Genomic DNA, 18,097 nt, shown 5'->3' on the forward strand with positions numbered 1-18,097 from the left:
ATAAGAAGATGAAGAAGCAAATGATAGTGGCTGCCTCTGCCCTGATGGTGATGGGCGCCTGCCAAAAGAAAGGAGTGACCACCGCCGATACCGATAAAAGCTATCGGATTTCAGGGAAGATCACCAACATGACCACCGGTAAGGTTTTCCTGGACGAATTGGGCGAGCAGGCGTTTGTGCCCTTTGACACGGCTACCATCAACAAAGACGGTACGTTTGTCATGGAAGGTTCTGTAGCCGAGCCCGCCATCTACAAACTAGGGTTCGAGAACCAGGAAGGCATCATGCTGGTGGTGGAAAACAAAGCCATTGAAGTAACCGCAGATTCCGGAAAAGTGGCTCAGAGCTACACCATACAGGGATCTAAGGAGTCGGAGCTGATCAAGCAGCTGAACACCATCATGCAGGGCATGCAGCAAAACGCCACCGCCTTGAACCAGCAGTTCCAGGAGGCCGCCAATGCCGGTAACCAAGCCGAGATCCAACGGTTGCAGGAGAAGTTCATGGCGCTTCAGCAAGAAAACCAAAGCCAGTTGAAGGCGTTTGTGAAAGCAAACCCAACCTCGGTGGTATCTGTGTACACGGCGAGCAACATCCTGAACCTGGATGAACACTACACCTTTGTGGACAGCATGAACACGGCCGCTTTTAAAGCATCGTTGCCGAATTCAAAATACACCAAGTCTCTGGAAGCACGCTTGTCTAAAATGCGCAGTACCGCGTTGGGCAGCGTAGCTCCAGACATTAAACTTCCTTCGCCTACCGGACCCGAGGTAGCCTTATCTTCCCTGAAAGGCAAATACGTGCTCATTGATTTCTGGGCCAGCTGGTGCGGTCCTTGCCGTCAGGAGAATCCCAATGTGGTGCGCATGTACAACAAGTACAAAGAGAAAGGCTTCGAGATTTTTGGCGTGAGCTTGGACCAGGACAAAGCCAAATGGTTGAAAGCCATTGAAAACGACAAGCTTACCTGGCCCCATGTTTCTGACTTGAAAGGTTGGGAAAGCAGCGCAGCGGCACTTTACGGGGTTACCGCAATTCCGCAAACCGTTCTTTTAGACAAAGAAGGCAAGATCATTGCCAAGAACCTGCGTGGACCCGCGCTGGAACAGAAACTTGCTTCACTGTTGCCATAATAATTAAGGCTATTTTAGCCCTGTAACAGAAGAGGCTGTCCTATACATCTAGGACAGCCTCTTCTGTTTTAGGGCAGTTTTATCAATTCTGCTGCAAAAAGATCTTTTGCAGGACATCCCAGAGTTTCTTTTTCAGCTCCACGCTTTTCTCGATGTCTTCCAGAGAGTCCACCAAAACGAAGCGTGACTCCTCAAACCGATACATCCGGTAGAACTCCATGCGTGAAAGGTTGGCAACCGGTAATCCTTGACCGAACAGAATAATGTGTTTGGCTTTGTTCTGGGCGGCAATCTGCTTCACGTCATGCTCCAGTTCCCGTGACATATTCCCGAATTTTATTTGGCTGGTGGTTAACCCCACGGCTGCCATTACTTTCTGTAGAAACGCATGCTGAGGCAGCCTTCCGAAAACCTCCTCCGGAACATCGAACAACAAATAGGTTCCGCGCTCGGCTTCACCTAACCATTTAATTTCCTCCCGCCGAGCGGCGGGTGCAGGTATTTCTATTGCAGGAACTGAAGCTGTTTCTTGGGCCAGGGGTTCTGGTGTTTCCATGGAGATGGAAACCGGAGCAGGAACAGGTTCTTCTAAAGCTACCGGAGTTTGGGCAGCTACCGCTTGGGCGGCTTTAGGCAAGGAAATGGCTTCTGTATTGGCTTCTTCCGGAACCACGTAAAGCGTGTCCTGTCCATACAGCTGCTGGAGAAACAAAAGGTCGTTAACCGAAGAAGTCATGTGGTGAGGATTAGGGTTCTAACGTACCAAGATTAATCTTCCAGTTCAAAGATCGACTTCAATTCATTGGCGTCGTTTGGTTTCATGCGGCCGGCCAGAATCAAGCGTAATTGACGGCGACGAAGGGCTCCTTCGTAGAGTTTTACCTCTTCTTCGGTTTCAGGCACCGCTTCCGGCACGTCTATTGGGTTACCCGATTGATCCACTGCCACGAAGGTGAAGAACGCCTCATTTGATTTCACCTTGGTTCCAGAAGGGATGTCCTCTGACCAAACCACGATGTTCACTTCCATGGAAGAACTGAAAGAACGCGTCACCTGAGCTTCCAGCGTAATCACGTTACCTAGTTTTATGCCTTCTTTAAACGATACATTGTCTACCGAAGCAGTGACCACGATCCGGTTGGAGTGTTTTTGGGCTGAAATGGCAGAAACGATGTCCATCCAGTGCATCATTCGGCCTCCCATGAGATTGTTGAGCGTGTTGGTGTCATTGGGCAGGACGAGCTCGGTCATCCTTACATAGGAATCTTTTACGGGTTTTTGCTTACGCATAAAGAAGGAGTGAAATTGAGTCCGTAAAGATACAGCGGAAACCCAAAAACAACCCTACTTTTTTATGGTACCGATAAGGACCTTTTCTTGTTGTTTCAGGCCTGTTTTCTGAAAAGAGGGGCTAAAATAGAATTTATTGCCAGCCCTGTTTGCCAAGCAACGGCACAAACTTAAAGTTGCCGAAAACCTCCTTGGTGAATTCATCCTCGCCCATACGCGTGATGCGCAGCATTTTCTGAAGACCAGTGTCTCCCACTGGAATCACTAATTTGCCGCCTAAGGTTAGTTGCCGGAGAAGGGTTTTAGGGATGATAGGCGCACCTGCGGTCACCAGAATTTTATCAAAAGGCGCATGTTGAGGCAACCCTTCGGAGCCATCGCCCAGGAAAGTGAACGGGGAGAGCCCCATCAACTGGAACTGCCGATTGGCCTTGTGAAACAGCACTTCGTTGTACTCAATGGTGTAAACGTGCGGGGTAAGTTGCAGCAGAATACTGCATTGGTAGCCAGAGCCGGTTCCTATTTCCAGGACCTTATCGGTGGGCCGCACATCTAAGAGCTCGGTCTGATAGGCTACGGTATAAGGCTGAGAGATAGTCTGTCCTTCCCCAATAGGAAAGGCTTTGTCCTGGTAAGCTTGCTCCAGGAAAGCTTTCTCAAAGAAGAAGTGGCGGGGCACCTGGTCAATCGCCTGAAGCACCTTCTTGTCTTTGATTCCTTTTTCCTGAACAATACGCACCAAGCTTTTGCGCATGCCTTTGTGTCGGTAACTGTCTGTGAGCATAAATGAGTCAGGTAGTAAACTTTTATACGTGAAGCGGCCAAAACCAAAGATACGATGACGCGAAATTAGCAATAAGACCGGCAACCCCATGAAATTTAATTTTTACCCAAGCGTTTAGATTTTGCTTGTAGCTTTGTACTAGAATGGAGCCAAACTCTGCTGCCTTGTTTTTCTAAAATCCATGCAGTTCACCCAAAACCACCACGTTTATAAATTAATTTTTGGAGATTTTCTAGCCGCCTTTTTGGCTTGGTCTGTCTTTTATTTATCTAACAATTATTTATTTGTTGACCTGGGCGACATCCTCAACCCGGCTTTCTTAATCAGATCTTTCATCATTGCTTCCTTTTGGGTGATCTTGTACACCCTGTTGGGCCGCTACCGTGACATTTTCAGGATCTCCAGGTTCCGGGAGGTAGTTTTATTGGCAGGAATGTCCTTCGGGGGGGCTATTGCCATATACCTGGCCTTTTTGTGGGAAGACCCAGACCTGAACAAGTTTCAGGTGTACTCCCGGCCCATCGGGATCTATTTCCTCCTGCATTTCTTTTTTTCGGTGTTTTTCAGAATCTACGTCTTAAGCCACCTTAAAAAGCTGGTCTATAGCGGGCAGGTCTATTTTCATACGGTGGTGGTGGGCTCCAGCAGTAACGCCCGCGAAGTCTATAACGAGCTAGAAAGCAACAACCGCCACCTAGGCTTCCGTATTCTGGGTTTCGTTCAAAGCCAGCCTTCACAGCCGCACGCGTTCCAGGAAGAAATTCCCTCCCTGGGATCTTTCCATAAGCTCCCCGAGGTCATCAAAGAACTGGAGGTAAAGGAAGTCATCATCGCAATTGAACCTTCAGAGCACCGGCTCATTGAACAGATTCTGAGTTCCCTAGAAGGAGAAGACGTCCGGATCAGTATTCTGCCTGATGTTTACCAGATTCTGTTGGGTTCGGTGAAGGTGGCCCATTTGTTTGGCACCCCGCTGATTGAGGTGAAACGCGACCTCATGCCCGTATGGCAACAACTCCTGAAAAGGATTATTGACTTAACAGCCGCCATTCTGGTATTGACGTTACTTTCCCCGCTGTATGCTTTACTAGCCATTTTGGTGAAAACCTCTTCACCCGGACCGGTGTTTTTCAGGCAAGAGCGGGTAGGCCAGCACGGCAAACCCTTCCATATCCTTAAATTCCGGAGCATGTACCTGGATGCCGAGAAAACCGGTCCCGCCCTTTCTTCAGACGACGACCCTCGGGTTACCAAACTGGGCCGCTTCATGCGCAAGGTTCGGTTGGATGAACTACCCCAGTTTTACAACGTGTTGATTGGCGAAATGAGCTTGGTAGGACCCCGGCCCGAACGACAGCACTTCATTGACTTGATTACAGAGCACGCCCCGCATTACAAACATTTGCAAAGGGTTAGGCCCGGCATTACTTCCCTGGGCCAGGTAAAGTTTGGGTATGCCCAAAACGTGCAGGAAATGGTACGCCGCCTGAAGTATGACATCCTTTACATCGAAAACATGTCCTTGGTAATGGATTTCAGGGTAATGCTTTACACCATCAAAATCATCATCCAGGGAAGGGGGAAGTGATTTATTGTTAGATTGAGTGGTTGAATGAATGAGAATGTAAGTAAAGTTTGAGCACTGCTTCCTTAATTAACATTTTTCAACTTTATGTTTTATTGTGTTATTGAACATTAATCAACCTGCATTCACTCAATCATTCAATTACGTAATCACTCATTTTCTTATTCTCTCGTTCATTCAACCACTCAATCTCTCATTAAAATGTTCACAGGAATCATAGAAGCACAGGCCGAAGTAGTAGCCATCAGGGATGAACAGTCTAACCGGCATTTCACTTTGGCTTGTCCATTTACGCAGGAGTTGAAGATTGACCAGAGTGTGGCTCATAATGGGGTGTGCCTTACGGTGGTGGCACTGGAGGAAAATGCCTATACAGTGACGGCCATTGCCGAGACGCTTTCCAGAACTAACCTGGGGCAACTGAAACAAGGAGATAAGGTGAACCTGGAGCGGTGCCTTTTAGCCAACAGCCGTTATGATGGGCACATCGTGCAAGGCCACGTGGACCAGGTGGGCATCTGCGAAGAAGTGAAAGATCAGCAAGGCAGTTGGCTTTTCAGGTTTCGGTACCAGCCCCAGGCTGCCGGAAACGTGACGGTTGAGAAAGGCTCCATCTGTGTGAACGGCATCAGTTTGACGGTGGTGGAATCTGGGGATGACTTTTTCTCGGTGGCCATCATTCCGTATACCTATGAGTTCACCAACCTGCACGCGGTGAAACCCGGCGACCAGGTGAACCTTGAATTTGACATCATCGGGAAATACGTAGCCCGCTTGCTTCAGAAATAAGCATCTGTTTTGGGCTTCGTTTTTTAAAACGGCACTTAAACGGATGCTTACTTAAGCAGTAAGCTCTGTTTAGTTCTGCCAGAAGGGGTAGCCTTCAGAGACTTTCCGGTAGAAGTACATGCTGAGCCAGGCGGTTGCTATTCCAATCAAGGCGCCGCATGTAATATCCCCGGGATAATGTACCCCCAAGTACACGCGGCTATAGGAGATGGCAATGGCCCAAATCAGCAGCAAGCCTTTGAGAAGCCACTGTTTTTTGGGCAGCAACAAGATCACAAAGATAGCTACGGCAAAGGCATTGGCGGCGTGCGAAGACACAAACCCGAATTTACCGCCACAACCGTCAATAGCATTTACAATGGCCCCCAATTGGTCATGGCAAGGTCTCAGCCGGCCGACGGCGGGTTTGAGGATACCAGAGGAAACAAAATCTGCTAAGCCCACGCTGGCTCCCAGCGAAAGCACCATCAACCATCCTTTTCTTTTGTAGAAATAGATGAAAAGCCCCACCAGAACGCCGTAGAAAGGAAACCACACGTACTTGTTGGAAATCAACACCATCACCACGTCCCAAAAAGGGGAATGGTGACTATTCAATTCCAGAAAGAGGGCCTGGTCCAGGGCTATAAGTTCGTCCATTTTAGGGGAGGTTTACCCAATCAATGTCTTTTTTGAAACAAGCCAAGGCCTGAGCCTCGGCAGATCCTTCCTGCGGTTCGTGGCTGTAATGCCAGCTGGCCAAAGGCGGAAGACTCATCAGAATAGATTCGGTGCGTCCGTTGGTTTCGAGCCCGAATTTTGTACCCCGGTCGTTCACCAGGTTAAACTCAACGTATCGGCCCCGCCGGATTAATTGCCATTCTTTTTCTTGGGAGCTGAAGTCTTTGTTCTTGTTCTCGTTTACGATGGTGGTATACGTTGGAGCGAAGGTGTCTGCCACGCCCTGCACAAACGCGAACCGGTCTTCCAAAGTGATCTCGGGGGTAGGGGTGAGCCGATCAAAGAAGATGCCGCCAACGCCCCGGGTTTCCTCGCGGTGCGGAATGTAGAAATAGTCATCAGCCCACTTCTTGAACTCAGGGTAATAGAGTGGATGAAACCGTTCACAGGTGTTTTTCAATTGCTGGTGGAAAAACCGTACCTGATCTCTGTTCACGTAAATGGGCGTGAGGTCGATGCCTCCGCCGAACCAGGCTTCGCCATTTCCGGCTTCAAAATACCGAACGTTCATGTGCGTGATGGGCACGTGTGGATTGCGCGGGTGAATCACCACAGAAACCCCGGTGGCAAAGAAATGTGGATCGGGTAGGTGAAGGGCCGCCGCTGCCTTGGGGGGCAATACGCCTTCCACCGCAGAGAAATTCACGCCTCCTTTTTCAAAAACAGCTCCATTCTGGATCACGCGGGCCGCGCCGCCGCCGCCGCCGGGGCGTTCCCAGTAGTCTTCCTGAAAGCGGGCTTCCCCGTCGCAGGTTTCCAGGTCTTTGCAGAGGCGTTCCTGAAATGACTTAAACCATTTTTGTATCGTATCACTCATTACTATTTCCATGTTCTGTTTTGGCCACGTTCTGGCAAAAGTAGGCGATAAATGGGAGAGCCCCATAATTTCCTGATTTTGCTTTTCACCAGATATGCCGTACTTTAGAAATCCGAACAAATGTTAGCTTATGAACCAACCTTCTGTTGAAGCTCCCCCGCAAGTGGAGTTGGATCTTCTGTTGAAAGCCTACCGCCTGATGCTCACCGCAAAAGCCATGGCTGACACCTACGAAGAAAACAAAGCCATTTGCAGCAAATACGTACATAGCACTTCCCGCGGCCATGAAGCCATTCAGTTGGCTACGGCTTTTCATATCACCGAGAAAGACTTTCTATCGGTTTACTACCGTGATGAGTCCATTTTATTGGGTCTGGGGTTGACGCCGTATGAGCTCATGCTCCAACTCATGGCCAAGCGCGACGATCCTTTCAGCGGGGGCAGAACCTACTACGGGCACCCCTCGCTCAGAAGAGAGGGCTTTCCGGTAATTCCGCACCAAAGCTCCGCCACCGGCATGCAGGCCATTCCAGCTACCGGCATGGCGCATGCGCTCTCCTATCTAGAATCTCAGAACCTGATGGACTCGGCAGAAGGGCGCGTGGTGATCTGTTCCCTTGGCGACGGATCAGTGACCGAAGGCGAAGTAGCCGAGGCTTTCCAGATGGCGGTCCTCAAAAAGCTGCCCATCATTTACCTGGTACAAGACAATGAATGGGGTATCTCGGCGAAAGGTACCGAGATGCGGGCCATGGATGCCTACGAATACGCGGCCGGTTTCAAAGGCCTGGAGCGCTTACGGGTAGATGGCTCCGATTTCCTGGATTCCTATACCGGACTCACCGAAGCTTTCAGGATTGCCCGCCAGGAACGACGTCCGGTGTTGGTGCACGCCAATTGTCCGTTACTAGGACATCATACCTCCGGAGTAAGAAGAGAATGGTACCGCGGCGATAACCTGACGGAACATAGTCTCCTGGACCCTTTGCCAAAACTTGGCACCTATTTGTTAGAACAAGGCATCACCGCCGATGAATTGATTTCCATAGCCCAGGAGGTAAAGCAGGAAGTACAGGCCCAGTATGAAAAAGCGCTTGCCGCTCCCAACCCGGACCCCGCTACGTTCAACCAACACGAATTCGCCCCAACACCCATCATTGAGGAAACTGGAGACCGATCTCCGGAGAACGCTGAAAAAACCACCATGGTAGACGCGGCCCTCCATGCCGTAGACGATCTGCTCAAACAATACCCTGAATCTCTCTTTTATGGGCAGGACGTAGGTGGCGAATTAGGCGGCGTTTTCAGGGAAGCAGCTTTATTGGCAAAAAAGTACGGCGATAACCGGGTATTCAACACGCCCATTCAGGAAGCCTATATTGTGGGTTCTACCGCCGGAATGTCAGCGGTTGGGGCCAAGCCGATTGTAGAGATTCAGTTCGCGGATTACATCTGGCCGGGCATCAACCAATTGGTGGAAGAACTCTCAAAAAGCTGTTACCTGAGCATGGGCAAGTTCCCGATTCAATCCCTGATCCGGGTGCCCATTGGGGCTTACGGCGGAGGCGGACCTTACCACTCCGGCAGCATTGAATCTACGCTACTGAATATACGTGGCATCAAAGTGGTGTACCCCAGCAATGCTGCCGACATGAAAGGGCTGATGAAAGCTGCCTTTTTGGATCCAAATCCCGTGGTGATGCTGGAGCACAAAGGCCTATATTGGTCTAAAGTACCCGGCACCGAGGACGCCAAAACCACCGAACCTGCCGCAGACTACATCCTGCCATTGGGGAAAGCCCACGTAGTACAACAAGCGTCTGAGGAGCAGCTAAGTCAAGGAAACAGCCTCACCGTGATCACCTATGGCATGGGCGTATACTGGGCGAAAGCGGCCAGCAAACAAATTCCTGGTTCAGTGGAAATCGTGGATCTGCGAACGTTGAATCCGCTGGACTATGACACGGTGGAAGCATCAGTGAAACGCCACGGCAAAGTGCTGGTACTAACCGAAGAACCGCTCCTGAACTCCTTCGCCGAGTCACTGGCGGGCCGCATCAGCAAAACCTGTTTCCGGTACCTGGATGCCCCGGTTTTTACCCTGGGTGCCGAGAACCTGCCCGCCGTTCCCCTGAATGTGGAATTGGAGAAAATGATGCTGCCCAACGCTGATAAGGTTCGGGCTTCTTTGCAGGAACTGCTGGAGTATTAGGTAAACAAAACAACAGGAAAGACAACCAACATTTGATAAACTCTCATTTATCATCCTAAAAGAATCATGTGATCCAACTGTAATGCCGCTTTTATTAATGTGATTAAATGTTTTCGAGTCCCTCCCGAAAATAAATGAGAGGTTATAAAAAGAGTAGCTCCAGTTTAGGCGGTGTTTTCATAAAACATTGCTAAAACTGGAGCTACCCTTTTTGCTTTAAACCTCACACTTTCTTGGAGGCAAAAAGCTTCGTTTAGAAGGGATACCCAATACCTAGGTTGAAAGTGGTTTGTGTGTTATTTCCGAAGATCCGGTCGCTGCGGAATTGGTTGATGACAAAACGGTTGCCCTGCGTCAAAGAAGGGTCGTAGACTTTGGTAGCGATATCGAAGCGCAAAATGGCGAAGGTAAAGTCTAACCTCACTCCAAAGCCAGTGCCCACCGCTAGTTCTTTGTAAAAGCGGTTGATCTCAAACTTAGCCCCGGGTTGGGCCACATACAATTCAGGGTTAGGGTTGGTGTTCCGCTCGTTGAACAACCAAATGTTACCGGCATCCAGGAAAAGGGCTCCGTTTACATTGGTGTTGCCGAAACGGAACATCCTGAAGCGGAATTCAGAGTTGAGTTCCAACAAGATCTCCCCGGTCTGTTCGAAAAGGTAATCAGATTCGCCGGTTTCCTTGTTGATGAGGGCGCTGGAGCCTGGTCCCAATCGGCGGGGCAGCCAGGCCCGAACGCTGGAAGAACCTCCCGCAAAAAAGTACTTGTCGTACGGCAGCGCCCGCGACTCTCCCAGGGGTTTGGCAACTCCGCCGTTGGCGCGGTACACAAACGTCATGTTATTCCCAAGTGCATGGTACCGGCGGTAATCAAGGTTCAGTTTTGCAAAGCGGTAAGTATTGAAATCCTGGACCTGCTCGGCTATATAATTCCACAGCAACCCGCCGGTTTCCGCAAAAAGGCGGAATAGTTTGGCGTCGTTGGATTGGTTGTAATTTGCAGTGTTGTAGAGGCTGGTGAAGTTGATGGAGGAGACAAAGGCATTTTTAAAACTTTCGTTCAACGGGTTACCAGACTGTTCCAGGGTCTGAAGGTACTGATTGAAAAGTGGGTCAATCCGGGGAGTACTTATGACGTTAATATCCAGGGGCGAGAAGCTGAACTGATGGATGTTGAGCCGCTGCCAGATGTAGTCAAATGAGAAATCAAGGTTGGTTCTGGTGTATTCGTTTCGGTCTACGTAGGTGTAACCCGTACTGAAACGGGTGCGCGGATTAAACCGGATCAACACATCGTTGGTCCTGAACGGAACCAGGATCTGGGGGAAAGTTACGCCCATGTCAGCCCCAATCTCGGTTCTTCTTCCTACGGTGGTGGTATTGCGTTGCAGCTGTCCCTCGATTCCGGCCCGTACCCCGATGTCAAAGATTTCGGCTCCGCCAAAGATATTCCTGATCCTGAAACGAAGGCTGGCGTAAGGACCCGGCACTTGTTCGGTAAAGGTGCCGCCAACCTCCGTGGTTTCCTGGAAGCGGGGCAGCAGGGCCGTGTTAATCTGGGCATTCAGCAATCCCTTGTTGGGCTCTGAGCCCAGAGAGTCAACTTTGGTGTAACTGATGGTGGTGTACTTGAAAACATCCAGGTTGCTGATGATGCGCTGGTTATTTAAGGTACGGTTAGCTGAGTAAGTCTGGCCTTTCCTGACGATGACTTTCCGGATCAGGATACGCGGTTTTACTTGTTGCTCATACGCTAGGAAATGGATGTTATTCAACTCAACCGTATCCCGGGACCGGCCAAAGCGGTTGAGCCCGGCATCTGAAGTAAAAAAGACATCGTTGATGGTATAGACTTTATGCACCGTGGTATCACTTGGGTTAGACACCAACGTGTTCAGCCGCACGGTGTACTCCTCATAACTGGTGTCTGCCTCTACGGTGATGAACTGCTGCCGGAAATCATAAAATCCGTTGTTCTTCAGGAGCTGCTCCAGGCGGGAACGTTCCTGGGTAAGCAGGGCCTCGTCAAAGTTCTGGTTCAGTTTAATCAGGCTGGCGGCTTTATTTTCGTTCAACAGCCGGAGGATGGTGGTATCAGGAACCTGGTAGGTGTCCTGGGTGATCACATACGGTTTATCTTCCTGCACCTGCAGGGTGACGAACACTTTCTTGTTTTTAACCTCGGTGGTGGAGGAAACCTTGTTCCGAAAGAAGCCTTTGGAGGCCAGGTAAATGCCCACCTGATCCACGGTCTGCACCAGTTTTAGGGAGTCAAAGATGGCGGGGGGCTCCCCAACGGTACGCATGAGCCAGTTGCCGTTCTCCTTCTTGTTCTGCAGTTTGTTTAAGTGGTTCTCTTTTTTTTCGATGAGCTTGTCCACCTTCACAGAGTCGCTGCCCGCCCGCTGAATGCGGCGGTTGTGGTCAGCGGTTTCTTCTTCTATGTTCCGCTGGATGCGCTCTGGGTTGTAGAAGCGTTTTCCTAAATAATACAGGTTCAAATAGATAGGAGCACCCAGCACCCGGCGGTTAGGTTTCTGTTGGTATAAGGGCGTAATGGCAGATTTGTCGGCTTGTTCAACTCCCTCTAGTTTTATTTTCCAGAGCAGGCGCTCATTCTGGGCAAGGTGATGGGTGGGCGTACAGCCCATGGATAAGCCCAGCATTGTGAATACCGCGCCGAATACGTAATATCGTAGCTTCAAACGTAGAAAGGTTATGATCTCAAAGGGGCTTTTGAAGTACATTAGGTCACTGCAAATAAAGAAATATCGGTTGCTTCACCAAGCTTTCACCGTGGAAGGTGAAAAGAGCGTGGCCGAACTGCTGCAATCAGACTTTGAACTGGAAACGGTGCTGGCCACGGAAAAATTTCTATCCAAACATACCCATCTGTTCAGGAAAGGTTTTGAGGTAATTACCGTAGGAGAGGAGGAACTTGGAAAAGCCGGTTCCATGGAAACCAACAACGCTGCCCTGGCCATCGCAAAGATGCGCCCCATTCCCCAATTTACCTGGGAAAACCACCCCTTTGTACTTGCCCTGGACGAAGTAAGAGACCCCGGCAACCTGGGCACCATCATCCGCATCGCAGATTGGTACGGCCTCACCTCCATTGTACTCTCTGAGACTTCCGCTGATTTCTACAACCAGAAAGTCATTGCCGCCACCATGGGTTCGTTCACCCGTATCACCCCTCATTATGTTGATTTAGTAGCTTTTTTGGAAAAAAGGCCACAAAACGTGGATGTCTACGGCGCAGCCCTGGAAGGGGAAAACGTGCACCGGATAAACCTGCAACCCGAAGGTGTGCTGGTCATGGGCAACGAGTCCCACGGCATCCGGCCAGAGATCATGGAACTGGTCACGCAACCGTTGCACATACCAGGAAGGGGCGGAGCAGAGTCCTTAAATGTAGGGACAGCCACTGCTATTCTACTGGATAACTTCTTCCGGAATATCTAACCATACATATCTGTATTGGGGCCTTTATTCCTTCTGTCATCCTGAAGGGATTTTTTGGCCGAACTAATTATGCAATAAAAAAGCGCTACTTCTAATGCCCCCATTTTTTTAAGGGTGGCACCAAGAAGGAAGTAATTCCCAATCTTCTTGAAAGCCCTTACTGGCGCTTTAATCCCTTGAAGGCTGAAGTTTTGTTTTAATGGTACTTTACAGAAAAGGCCTTCAAAACAGGAATTCTTTCAATTAAAAGGAAAACATGGCTGGTAAAAACAAAAGAGGAGCGAAGTCGCTCCTCTTTTGTTTTCATATGTTCTTACTTCAGGTTAGAATTTCAGGATTCTTACTCCGGCGGCGAAGGCGTTGGCTTTTGGTCCTTTGTTGTCCTGGAACATATCATTCAGGTTATACTTGGCGAAGAACTCCAGGCTTCTTACTCCGATGAACCCGGAGAGGCCGTATTGGAAATCGTTCAGGTAGAAATCATCTTTGGCTTTGCTCTTCACGTTGTCCCCGGCTTGGGAGTATTTCACTTTGGAGTGGCTGCTGAGCATGTAGCCAACGAAACCTCCGCCGCCTAGTTTAAAGGCTGTTTTGCCTTTTCTGTTTTTGAAATCGAAACCCAGTTCCAAGGGCACGTTCAGGGAAGTAGTGGCCAGTTTGCTTTTCTCCAGGTTGATTCCAGTGGGGATCACAAAGTCGGTTTTCTCGCCCGTGTTCTGGATCATGATGTTGTCATCAAACATGTAGTTGTGGAAGTCAACCGTGAATCCGGTGATGAGGCGCACAGGGCTTTCTTCTCCGCCAATGCGATTGTACCATTTGGTATTCAAGCTGATGTAGCGGGAAGCTGCTGTCCTGAATTTTATGTCTTGTACCGGGCTGCCGGCCAGTTCTTCTTTGTTCAGCCAGGTAGAAAGGCCCGCGTCTATCTGGAAATCCAAAGTTCTTCTAGGGTGACGGTTTTTATACCGCTCCTCATCCCTTTCCCTTACTTCGGTAGTGTCAGCATCGCCCACGTTTACCTTTACCTTAGTGGAGTTGGTGTCTTCGTTGTGGTCAATGTCAATGCCTACTTTGTCGGTGATCCTGATGCGTTTCTTTTCTTTGATGGTCACCTCGGTACCCTCAGGGCCGTTCTGGGAAATGGTAATGTTCACGTCCTCAGAAGTGTTGGCCTGCGACTTGTCAATGGTCACGGTCACCTCGTCGCCTTTTTTTCCGGCCGCTTCAATCTGGTCGGCGTATTTTTCCACCAGTTGCATCAGGGAGTCTATGCTCTGGTTTTTTAGATTTTTCAAATCTTTCACGTCTTTCACCACAATCAGCAACCGGGCTTCATTTTTGAGCTTCAAAATGAGCGTATCCTGGATTGCAGCCGGTTTAGGGCTAAATGAACTGGCGTGAGAAGGCAAGGCGATAGCTGCAGCCATCATGATGGCCGTAAGCAGGGCATACATACGTTTCATTGAAATGGGATTTTAGAGTTCTATGGACTTTGTGATTTTTTTGTTTCCTATGCGGGTTTCCAAGGCATAGGTGTGTTTGGTAATTCCTAGTTCTGAAAGGTTCACTTTCTCACCGTCTTTGAGGTTCTTCACTTGTTTCAGGATGCCTTTCAGAACACGTCCTGTTCCAGCTTGCCCCTCAGTCTGCGGTGTGTCAGTTTCTTTAGTAGATGCCTGGGCGAGGGATGGGGTTGCCTGGGCATTGTCTAATTTTACAATTATTTCTAAACCGCCGGCAGCATCTGGAGTAGCTTTCGTAGCCTCCTGGGTTTTAGAAGGCGTAGTGGCCGCCATCATCACCGGTTCTTGGGCTTTTTCCGGAGCTTTTGGTCTTTCAAGCTCCCGAGCTTCATTTCTTCTGGTCTCTCCCGCCGCAGCCTTCACCTTTTCTTTGGCAACCGGGGCAATAGGCTTGGTATTCACCGAAGCCAGGGCTTGGTTTTGCTCTGGTGTTTGGGAAGGAGTTACGGGAAAAGAGGCTGTATTCTCATTTTCATTTGATGCCGGGGCGGTGGTATTTTCCACTGAAGGAGAAATCACCTTTGGGGTAGAGGGTTTGGCATCTTGCACCGTGGCCACTGTACCTGAAGGTTGCAGCGGATCAATGTTCTCCCGATTCACCCAAAGTCCCACGCTCAACAACATGGTCACCGCTGCGGCGGCAGAGTAATACCACATTCTTATGGTGCCGCGCTCCTCTTTCTCTTCAGAAGCCACCGGCACCATGAATGGATTAGGGGTTTCCGGCTGACTCGCCTGTTGCATGCGGGCCTGCATCCGCTCCCAAACATCGTTAGATGGGGTAACCGGTTTGTCTTTGAGTTTATCTCTGAATAATTTATCTAAATCTTCTGCGCTCATAGTTTTATCTGATTAGAGGGCGATCATTACTCCTTGCTGGGCCAACATGCGCTGCAACATGGCCCGAGCCTTACTTAACTGCGATTTTGATGTGCCTTCACTGATGTTGAGCATTTCGGCAATCTCTTTATGCGAGTAGCCTTCAATGGCATATAAGTTGAAGACTGCCCTATATCCGGCCGGAAGTTCCTGGAGCAACCCCATCATTTCCTCGGCACTCATGTTACTTTCTGCCGAGGCATCTTCCGACGCCAGATAGTTGTGTTCTTTCTCTATGGCCAGATGCAGAGGCTCCTGTTTGCGCAGGTGCTGTAGCGCTTCGTTAACCATGATGCGGCGCACCCAGCCTTCAAAGCTTCCTTTTTGCTCAAACCGGCTCACGTGCTGGTACACTTTCATGAACCCGTTGATCAAGACCTCCTCAGCATCCATTTCGTTCTTGAGGTACCGCAGGCAAACACCCATCATGGGTCCGGCGTAACGGTCGTACAAGAGTCGCTGGGCTTTGGCATCGCCTTGCTGCAGTGCTAGTACCAGATCTGTCTCGTTCACGGGTTGTAGAAGTTTAAGCTATAAAGTTTGCCTGTTTGTAATGATAGATGCATCCCCTAGAAAATCGGTTGCCTGGGTTCCTAAAAAAACTTTAGTAAATATAAGAAGTTGCGAATACTTTGCGTTACAAGGCATTATTTAATCCTGTAAATACCTGTTGATCAATAACTATACAAAATCAGATCTTGTTCTTACCAATTGTTAGAAGCACAAGAAAATTTGTTTTGGGGCTTGATTTGAAAAAGGAGGCTTAAAGCAGAATCTGTTTTAAGGAACCTACCCCTGAGTGCGACGGTTTTGGTTTACAGAGACAAACTTTCCAACTTTGCAGGATGAGAACTTTCCTTTTTGCCTTCGCCTTGTTTTGGGCGCAACCTCTTTGGGCTCAGGAAGCCCCTAAAAGCACCTTGGTTCCTTCTGAATACAAGGAAATAAAGAAAAAAGAGAAAGGGGTGCTGGTGGATGTACGTACGCCCCAGGAATTCCAAAGCGGACATTTGAAGAAAGCAGTGAACTCAGACTTCAAGGGTGGGCAGTTCAACCAGGAATTTAAGAATTGGGATAAGCAGGAAACGTATTACCTGTATTGTGCCTCGGGCAACCGTAGCGGCCAGGCCCTAAAACTGATGCAGGAGGCAGGATTTACGAAGGTCTACAACCTGGGAGGATTCAAAGACCTGGAGGCAAGCGGCCTGCGGGTGAAAAAAGCCAAACCTTCCAAATAGTTAATCAGGCTTCTTCCGGCTAACTATCATTTTGGGCCTATTTTCTTGAAAAAGGCTCTAAAACGATAATCCTGGTTTAAGCATTCATATAATGTAAAAGCGCCTTCTTCCATGAATGAACCTATTTAAGGTTTTCATGGAAGAAGGCGCTTTTATTTGATCAGCCTATTATAAAATATAGAAGGCTACTTTCTGGTCTTTTTTAGGAGCTGATTCCGGTTCCTGGTATTCCCGAAGCATCTGTTTCAGGTCACGGTCTATGGTTAAGGCAATGGTGCTCATGGGTGTGTCAGTGGGTTTGTTCTCAAAGGGATCCTGCAGGTGAATGGCCATCTTTTCGATGAGCAGGAACGAGGAGGCTACCGCAATCACCAGCGGCACCATTATTATCCCGAACACATCAATCACCCCAAACGGAAGCATCAGGATGAAGAGCACCAGGGCCAGATGCGTGTACAGACTGTAAGTTGCCGGGAACACTGTGTTCTTGATGCGCTCACAGCCTCCCATGGAATTACAAAGCCTGGTAAGGGTTCGGTCTAATTCAATCTGCTGGTATTTATTGATCCAACCTTCTTTATAGGCCTTGCGCAAATCATTACCGTGCAATTCCAGCAAGCCCACCGGTTTGTTGGTGTAATCCCGTAGAAAAGCCAGCTGCTCTTTGGTCATCAGTTCATGGGCACCTTCCAGCGGAGAAAGTTTTCGTAAGGATTGTCCCAGGCTATAGCACCAGGCAATCTGCCGTTTCACAAACCTTTCCTTGAAATAGAGCGCTTCCACGGAGTTGTAGGGCGTGTCCACAAAGTTGAGGACCTGCCGGGTGAGGGTACGGGAATCGTTCACGATGGCTCCCCACAGCGTGCGGGCCTCCCACCAACGGTCATACGCCTGGTTTGACCTGAATGCCAGCAACAATGACAAAATGGTGCCCAGCATAGTAGGCACGGCAATTGGAATAGAAATCCGGGTAAAATGGAAGTTGACGTAGATGACCGCCACAAACACGGCATAAGCCGATACCAGTAAAACTTCCGTTTTGATTTTCCCGAACACGTATCGGATGGGAATATTATTTTTTAATAACATAGGTCAAAATTTAAACTATAAAATAGGAGGAAGGCTTTTGATGAACCTTATTCAATACCCGTTAAGGCCAGTTCCTGAGGCGTGATCTGGATGACGGGTAAGCCGCACTTGGCCAGGAATAAAGAAGGGTTCAGGCTCTGTTTCCCGATAGCCTGGTACTGGTAAGAAGCCGGGGAGGCAATGAAGTCAATGGCATTGGCTTCCAGAAAGCGTTTGAAAGCGACCATGGTAGTGCCGTAAAAGCAAGTCCAGTTCACGGTTACTTCTGGATACGCCTTTTCCAAGGCCCTGCATTGGCGGAAAAAATCAAAAGACACGAGAGTTTCCTCCCGGCTGCGACGGGACAGCATCAATAATTCCGTGATGGAACTTGACAGCCCGAAAGGATGGAAGAACAGAACTTTCAGAGGCATCCCAGGGAAGGTTTCCACCAGTTCAGGGACACAGGAGAAAGAATCATTTTGGAAGTTAGAAGGCAGCAATACGGTGGCCATAGTTTGTCTTGGTTAAGGTTTCTTGAACTTTAGACAAACCTACGGGGGGCACATTAAGCCCATTTAAGAGCTAG

The 18,097-nt window shown here is 49.2% G+C and carries 17 protein-coding genes; 6 read left to right on the forward strand and 11 right to left on the reverse strand.

Translation table 11 applies throughout. The annotated features are described in order from the left end of the window. The first annotated feature begins 8 nt into the window (after positions 1–8). Entirely contained in the window at positions 9–1,136 is a 1,128-nt protein-coding gene (locus tag EFB08_RS05095) for a TlpA disulfide reductase family protein (RefSeq protein ID WP_123125844.1), read from the forward strand. 82 nt (positions 1,137–1,218) lie between these two features. Here EFB08_RS05095 and EFB08_RS05100 read toward each other — a convergent pair whose 3' ends face one another. The 3 genes from EFB08_RS05100 to EFB08_RS05110 all read right to left on the reverse strand — a co-directional run bounded on the left by EFB08_RS05100 (position 1,219) and on the right by EFB08_RS05110 (position 3,210). Further along, complete coding sequence (locus tag EFB08_RS05100; RefSeq protein ID WP_123125845.1) at positions 1,219–1,872, reverse strand: hypothetical protein; 654 nt, start codon at positions 1,870–1,872, stop codon at positions 1,219–1,221. A gap of 32 nt (positions 1,873–1,904) precedes the next feature. Further along, on the reverse strand, positions 1,905–2,426 hold the full coding sequence (locus tag EFB08_RS05105) for an acyl-CoA thioesterase (RefSeq protein WP_123125846.1): 522 nt from the start codon (positions 2,424–2,426) through the stop codon (positions 1,905–1,907). A 133-nt stretch (positions 2,427–2,559) separates the two neighbouring features. Continuing rightward, complete coding sequence (locus tag EFB08_RS05110) at positions 2,560–3,210, reverse strand: protein-L-isoaspartate(D-aspartate) O-methyltransferase (protein ID WP_123125847.1); 651 nt, start codon at positions 3,208–3,210, stop codon at positions 2,560–2,562. Between the two features lie 181 nt (positions 3,211–3,391). On the opposite strand from EFB08_RS05110, the gene EFB08_RS05115 reads away from it, so the two are divergent. Both EFB08_RS05115 and EFB08_RS05120 read left to right on the forward strand, forming a co-directional pair. Continuing rightward, the gene (locus EFB08_RS05115; protein ID WP_123125848.1) at positions 3,392–4,798 is read left to right on the forward strand and encodes a sugar transferase; all 1,407 of its coding nucleotides are present in this window, start codon (positions 3,392–3,394) and stop codon (positions 4,796–4,798) included. Between the two features lie 198 nt (positions 4,799–4,996). Next, complete coding sequence (locus tag EFB08_RS05120) at positions 4,997–5,584, forward strand: riboflavin synthase (RefSeq protein WP_123125849.1); 588 nt, start codon at positions 4,997–4,999, stop codon at positions 5,582–5,584. A gap of 69 nt (positions 5,585–5,653) precedes the next feature. On the opposite strand, the gene EFB08_RS05125 is transcribed toward EFB08_RS05120, so the two are convergent. Beyond that, positions 5,654–6,223, reverse strand: a complete 570-nt coding sequence (locus EFB08_RS05125; protein ID WP_123125850.1) for a phosphatase PAP2 family protein — start codon at positions 6,221–6,223, stop codon at positions 5,654–5,656. A 1-nt stretch (position 6,224) separates the two neighbouring features. Beyond that, on the reverse strand, positions 6,225–7,121 hold the full coding sequence (gene hemF / locus EFB08_RS05130) for an oxygen-dependent coproporphyrinogen oxidase (protein ID WP_227006224.1): 897 nt from the start codon (positions 7,119–7,121) through the stop codon (positions 6,225–6,227). 130 nt (positions 7,122–7,251) lie between these two features. On the opposite strand from hemF, the gene EFB08_RS05135 reads away from it, so the two are divergent. After that, positions 7,252–9,333 (forward strand): alpha-ketoacid dehydrogenase subunit alpha/beta, encoded by a 2,082-nt coding sequence (locus EFB08_RS05135; protein ID WP_123125851.1) that lies wholly within the window; start codon positions 7,252–7,254, stop codon positions 9,331–9,333. 253 nt (positions 9,334–9,586) lie between these two features. On the opposite strand, the gene tamL is transcribed toward EFB08_RS05135, so the two are convergent. After that, complete coding sequence (gene tamL / locus EFB08_RS05140) at positions 9,587–12,037, reverse strand: translocation and assembly module lipoprotein TamL (protein WP_165864806.1); 2,451 nt, start codon at positions 12,035–12,037, stop codon at positions 9,587–9,589. Between the two features lie 13 nt (positions 12,038–12,050). On the opposite strand from tamL, the gene EFB08_RS05145 reads away from it, so the two are divergent. Next, positions 12,051–12,797, forward strand: coding sequence for an RNA methyltransferase (locus EFB08_RS05145; protein WP_123125853.1), 747 nt, complete (start codon positions 12,051–12,053; stop codon positions 12,795–12,797). Positions 12,798–13,120: 323 nt separating this feature from the next. On the opposite strand, the gene EFB08_RS05150 is transcribed toward EFB08_RS05145, so the two are convergent. The 3 genes from EFB08_RS05150 to EFB08_RS05160 are packed head-to-tail and all read right to left on the reverse strand — an operon-like array spanning position 13,121 to position 15,715. After that, positions 13,121–14,263: an outer membrane beta-barrel protein gene (locus tag EFB08_RS05150; protein WP_123125854.1), complete on the reverse strand. Its 1,143-nt coding sequence runs from the start codon at positions 14,261–14,263 to the stop codon at positions 13,121–13,123. Positions 14,264–14,275: 12 nt separating this feature from the next. After that, entirely contained in the window at positions 14,276–15,163 is an 888-nt protein-coding gene (locus tag EFB08_RS05155; protein ID WP_123125855.1) for a hypothetical protein, read from the reverse strand. A gap of 12 nt (positions 15,164–15,175) precedes the next feature. After that, complete coding sequence (locus tag EFB08_RS05160; RefSeq protein ID WP_123125856.1) at positions 15,176–15,715, reverse strand: RNA polymerase sigma factor; 540 nt, start codon at positions 15,713–15,715, stop codon at positions 15,176–15,178. Positions 15,716–16,047: 332 nt separating this feature from the next. Here EFB08_RS05160 and EFB08_RS05165 point away from each other — a divergent pair, with 332 nt between their 5' ends. After that, positions 16,048–16,440, forward strand: coding sequence for a rhodanese-like domain-containing protein (locus EFB08_RS05165; protein WP_123125857.1), 393 nt, complete (start codon positions 16,048–16,050; stop codon positions 16,438–16,440). A 168-nt stretch (positions 16,441–16,608) separates the two neighbouring features. Here the strand turns inward: EFB08_RS05165 and EFB08_RS05170 are convergent, their stop codons facing one another. After that, positions 16,609–17,529 (reverse strand): bestrophin family protein, encoded by a 921-nt coding sequence (locus EFB08_RS05170; RefSeq protein WP_123125858.1) that lies wholly within the window; start codon positions 17,527–17,529, stop codon positions 16,609–16,611. A gap of 47 nt (positions 17,530–17,576) precedes the next feature. Next, positions 17,577–18,023, reverse strand: coding sequence for a hypothetical protein (locus EFB08_RS05175; protein WP_123125859.1), 447 nt, complete (start codon positions 18,021–18,023; stop codon positions 17,577–17,579). Positions 18,024–18,097 lie beyond the last annotated feature (74 nt).

This window comes from Rufibacter latericius (genome assembly GCF_003721515.1).
Classification (GTDB): domain Bacteria; phylum Bacteroidota; class Bacteroidia; order Cytophagales; family Hymenobacteraceae; genus Nibribacter; species Nibribacter latericius.

What these genes read in the sequence shown, in the direction of transcription:
- EFB08_RS05100 (WP_123125845.1), bottom strand. Translation starts at nt 1,872, where the DNA reads ATGACTTCTTCGGTTAACGACCTTTTGTTTCTCCAGCAGCTGTATGGA.
- EFB08_RS05175 (WP_123125859.1), bottom strand. Translation starts at nt 18,023, where the DNA reads ATGGCCACCGTATTGCTGCCTTCTAACTTCCAAAATGATTCTTTCTCC.
- EFB08_RS05125 (WP_123125850.1), bottom strand. Translation starts at nt 6,223, where the DNA reads ATGGACGAACTTATAGCCCTGGACCAGGCCCTCTTTCTGGAATTGAAT.
- EFB08_RS05145 (WP_123125853.1), top strand. Translation starts at nt 12,051, where the DNA reads ATGATCTCAAAGGGGCTTTTGAAGTACATTAGGTCACTGCAAATAAAG.
- EFB08_RS05135 (WP_123125851.1), top strand. Translation starts at nt 7,252, where the DNA reads ATGAACCAACCTTCTGTTGAAGCTCCCCCGCAAGTGGAGTTGGATCTT.
- hemF (WP_227006224.1), bottom strand. Translation starts at nt 7,121, where the DNA reads ATGAGTGATACGATACAAAAATGGTTTAAGTCATTTCAGGAACGCCTC.
- EFB08_RS05170 (WP_123125858.1), bottom strand. Translation starts at nt 17,529, where the DNA reads ATGTTATTAAAAAATAATATTCCCATCCGATACGTGTTCGGGAAAATC.
- EFB08_RS05155 (WP_123125855.1), bottom strand. Translation starts at nt 15,163, where the DNA reads ATGAGCGCAGAAGATTTAGATAAATTATTCAGAGATAAACTCAAAGAC.
- EFB08_RS05115 (WP_123125848.1), top strand. Translation starts at nt 3,392, where the DNA reads ATGCAGTTCACCCAAAACCACCACGTTTATAAATTAATTTTTGGAGAT.
- EFB08_RS05095 (WP_123125844.1), top strand. Translation starts at nt 9, where the DNA reads ATGAAGAAGCAAATGATAGTGGCTGCCTCTGCCCTGATGGTGATGGGC.
- EFB08_RS05105 (WP_123125846.1), bottom strand. Translation starts at nt 2,426, where the DNA reads ATGCGTAAGCAAAAACCCGTAAAAGATTCCTATGTAAGGATGACCGAG.
- EFB08_RS05120 (WP_123125849.1), top strand. Translation starts at nt 4,997, where the DNA reads ATGTTCACAGGAATCATAGAAGCACAGGCCGAAGTAGTAGCCATCAGG.
- EFB08_RS05165 (WP_123125857.1), top strand. Translation starts at nt 16,048, where the DNA reads ATGAGAACTTTCCTTTTTGCCTTCGCCTTGTTTTGGGCGCAACCTCTT.
- EFB08_RS05150 (WP_123125854.1), bottom strand. Translation starts at nt 14,263, where the DNA reads ATGAAACGTATGTATGCCCTGCTTACGGCCATCATGATGGCTGCAGCT.
- EFB08_RS05110 (WP_123125847.1), bottom strand. Translation starts at nt 3,210, where the DNA reads ATGCTCACAGACAGTTACCGACACAAAGGCATGCGCAAAAGCTTGGTG.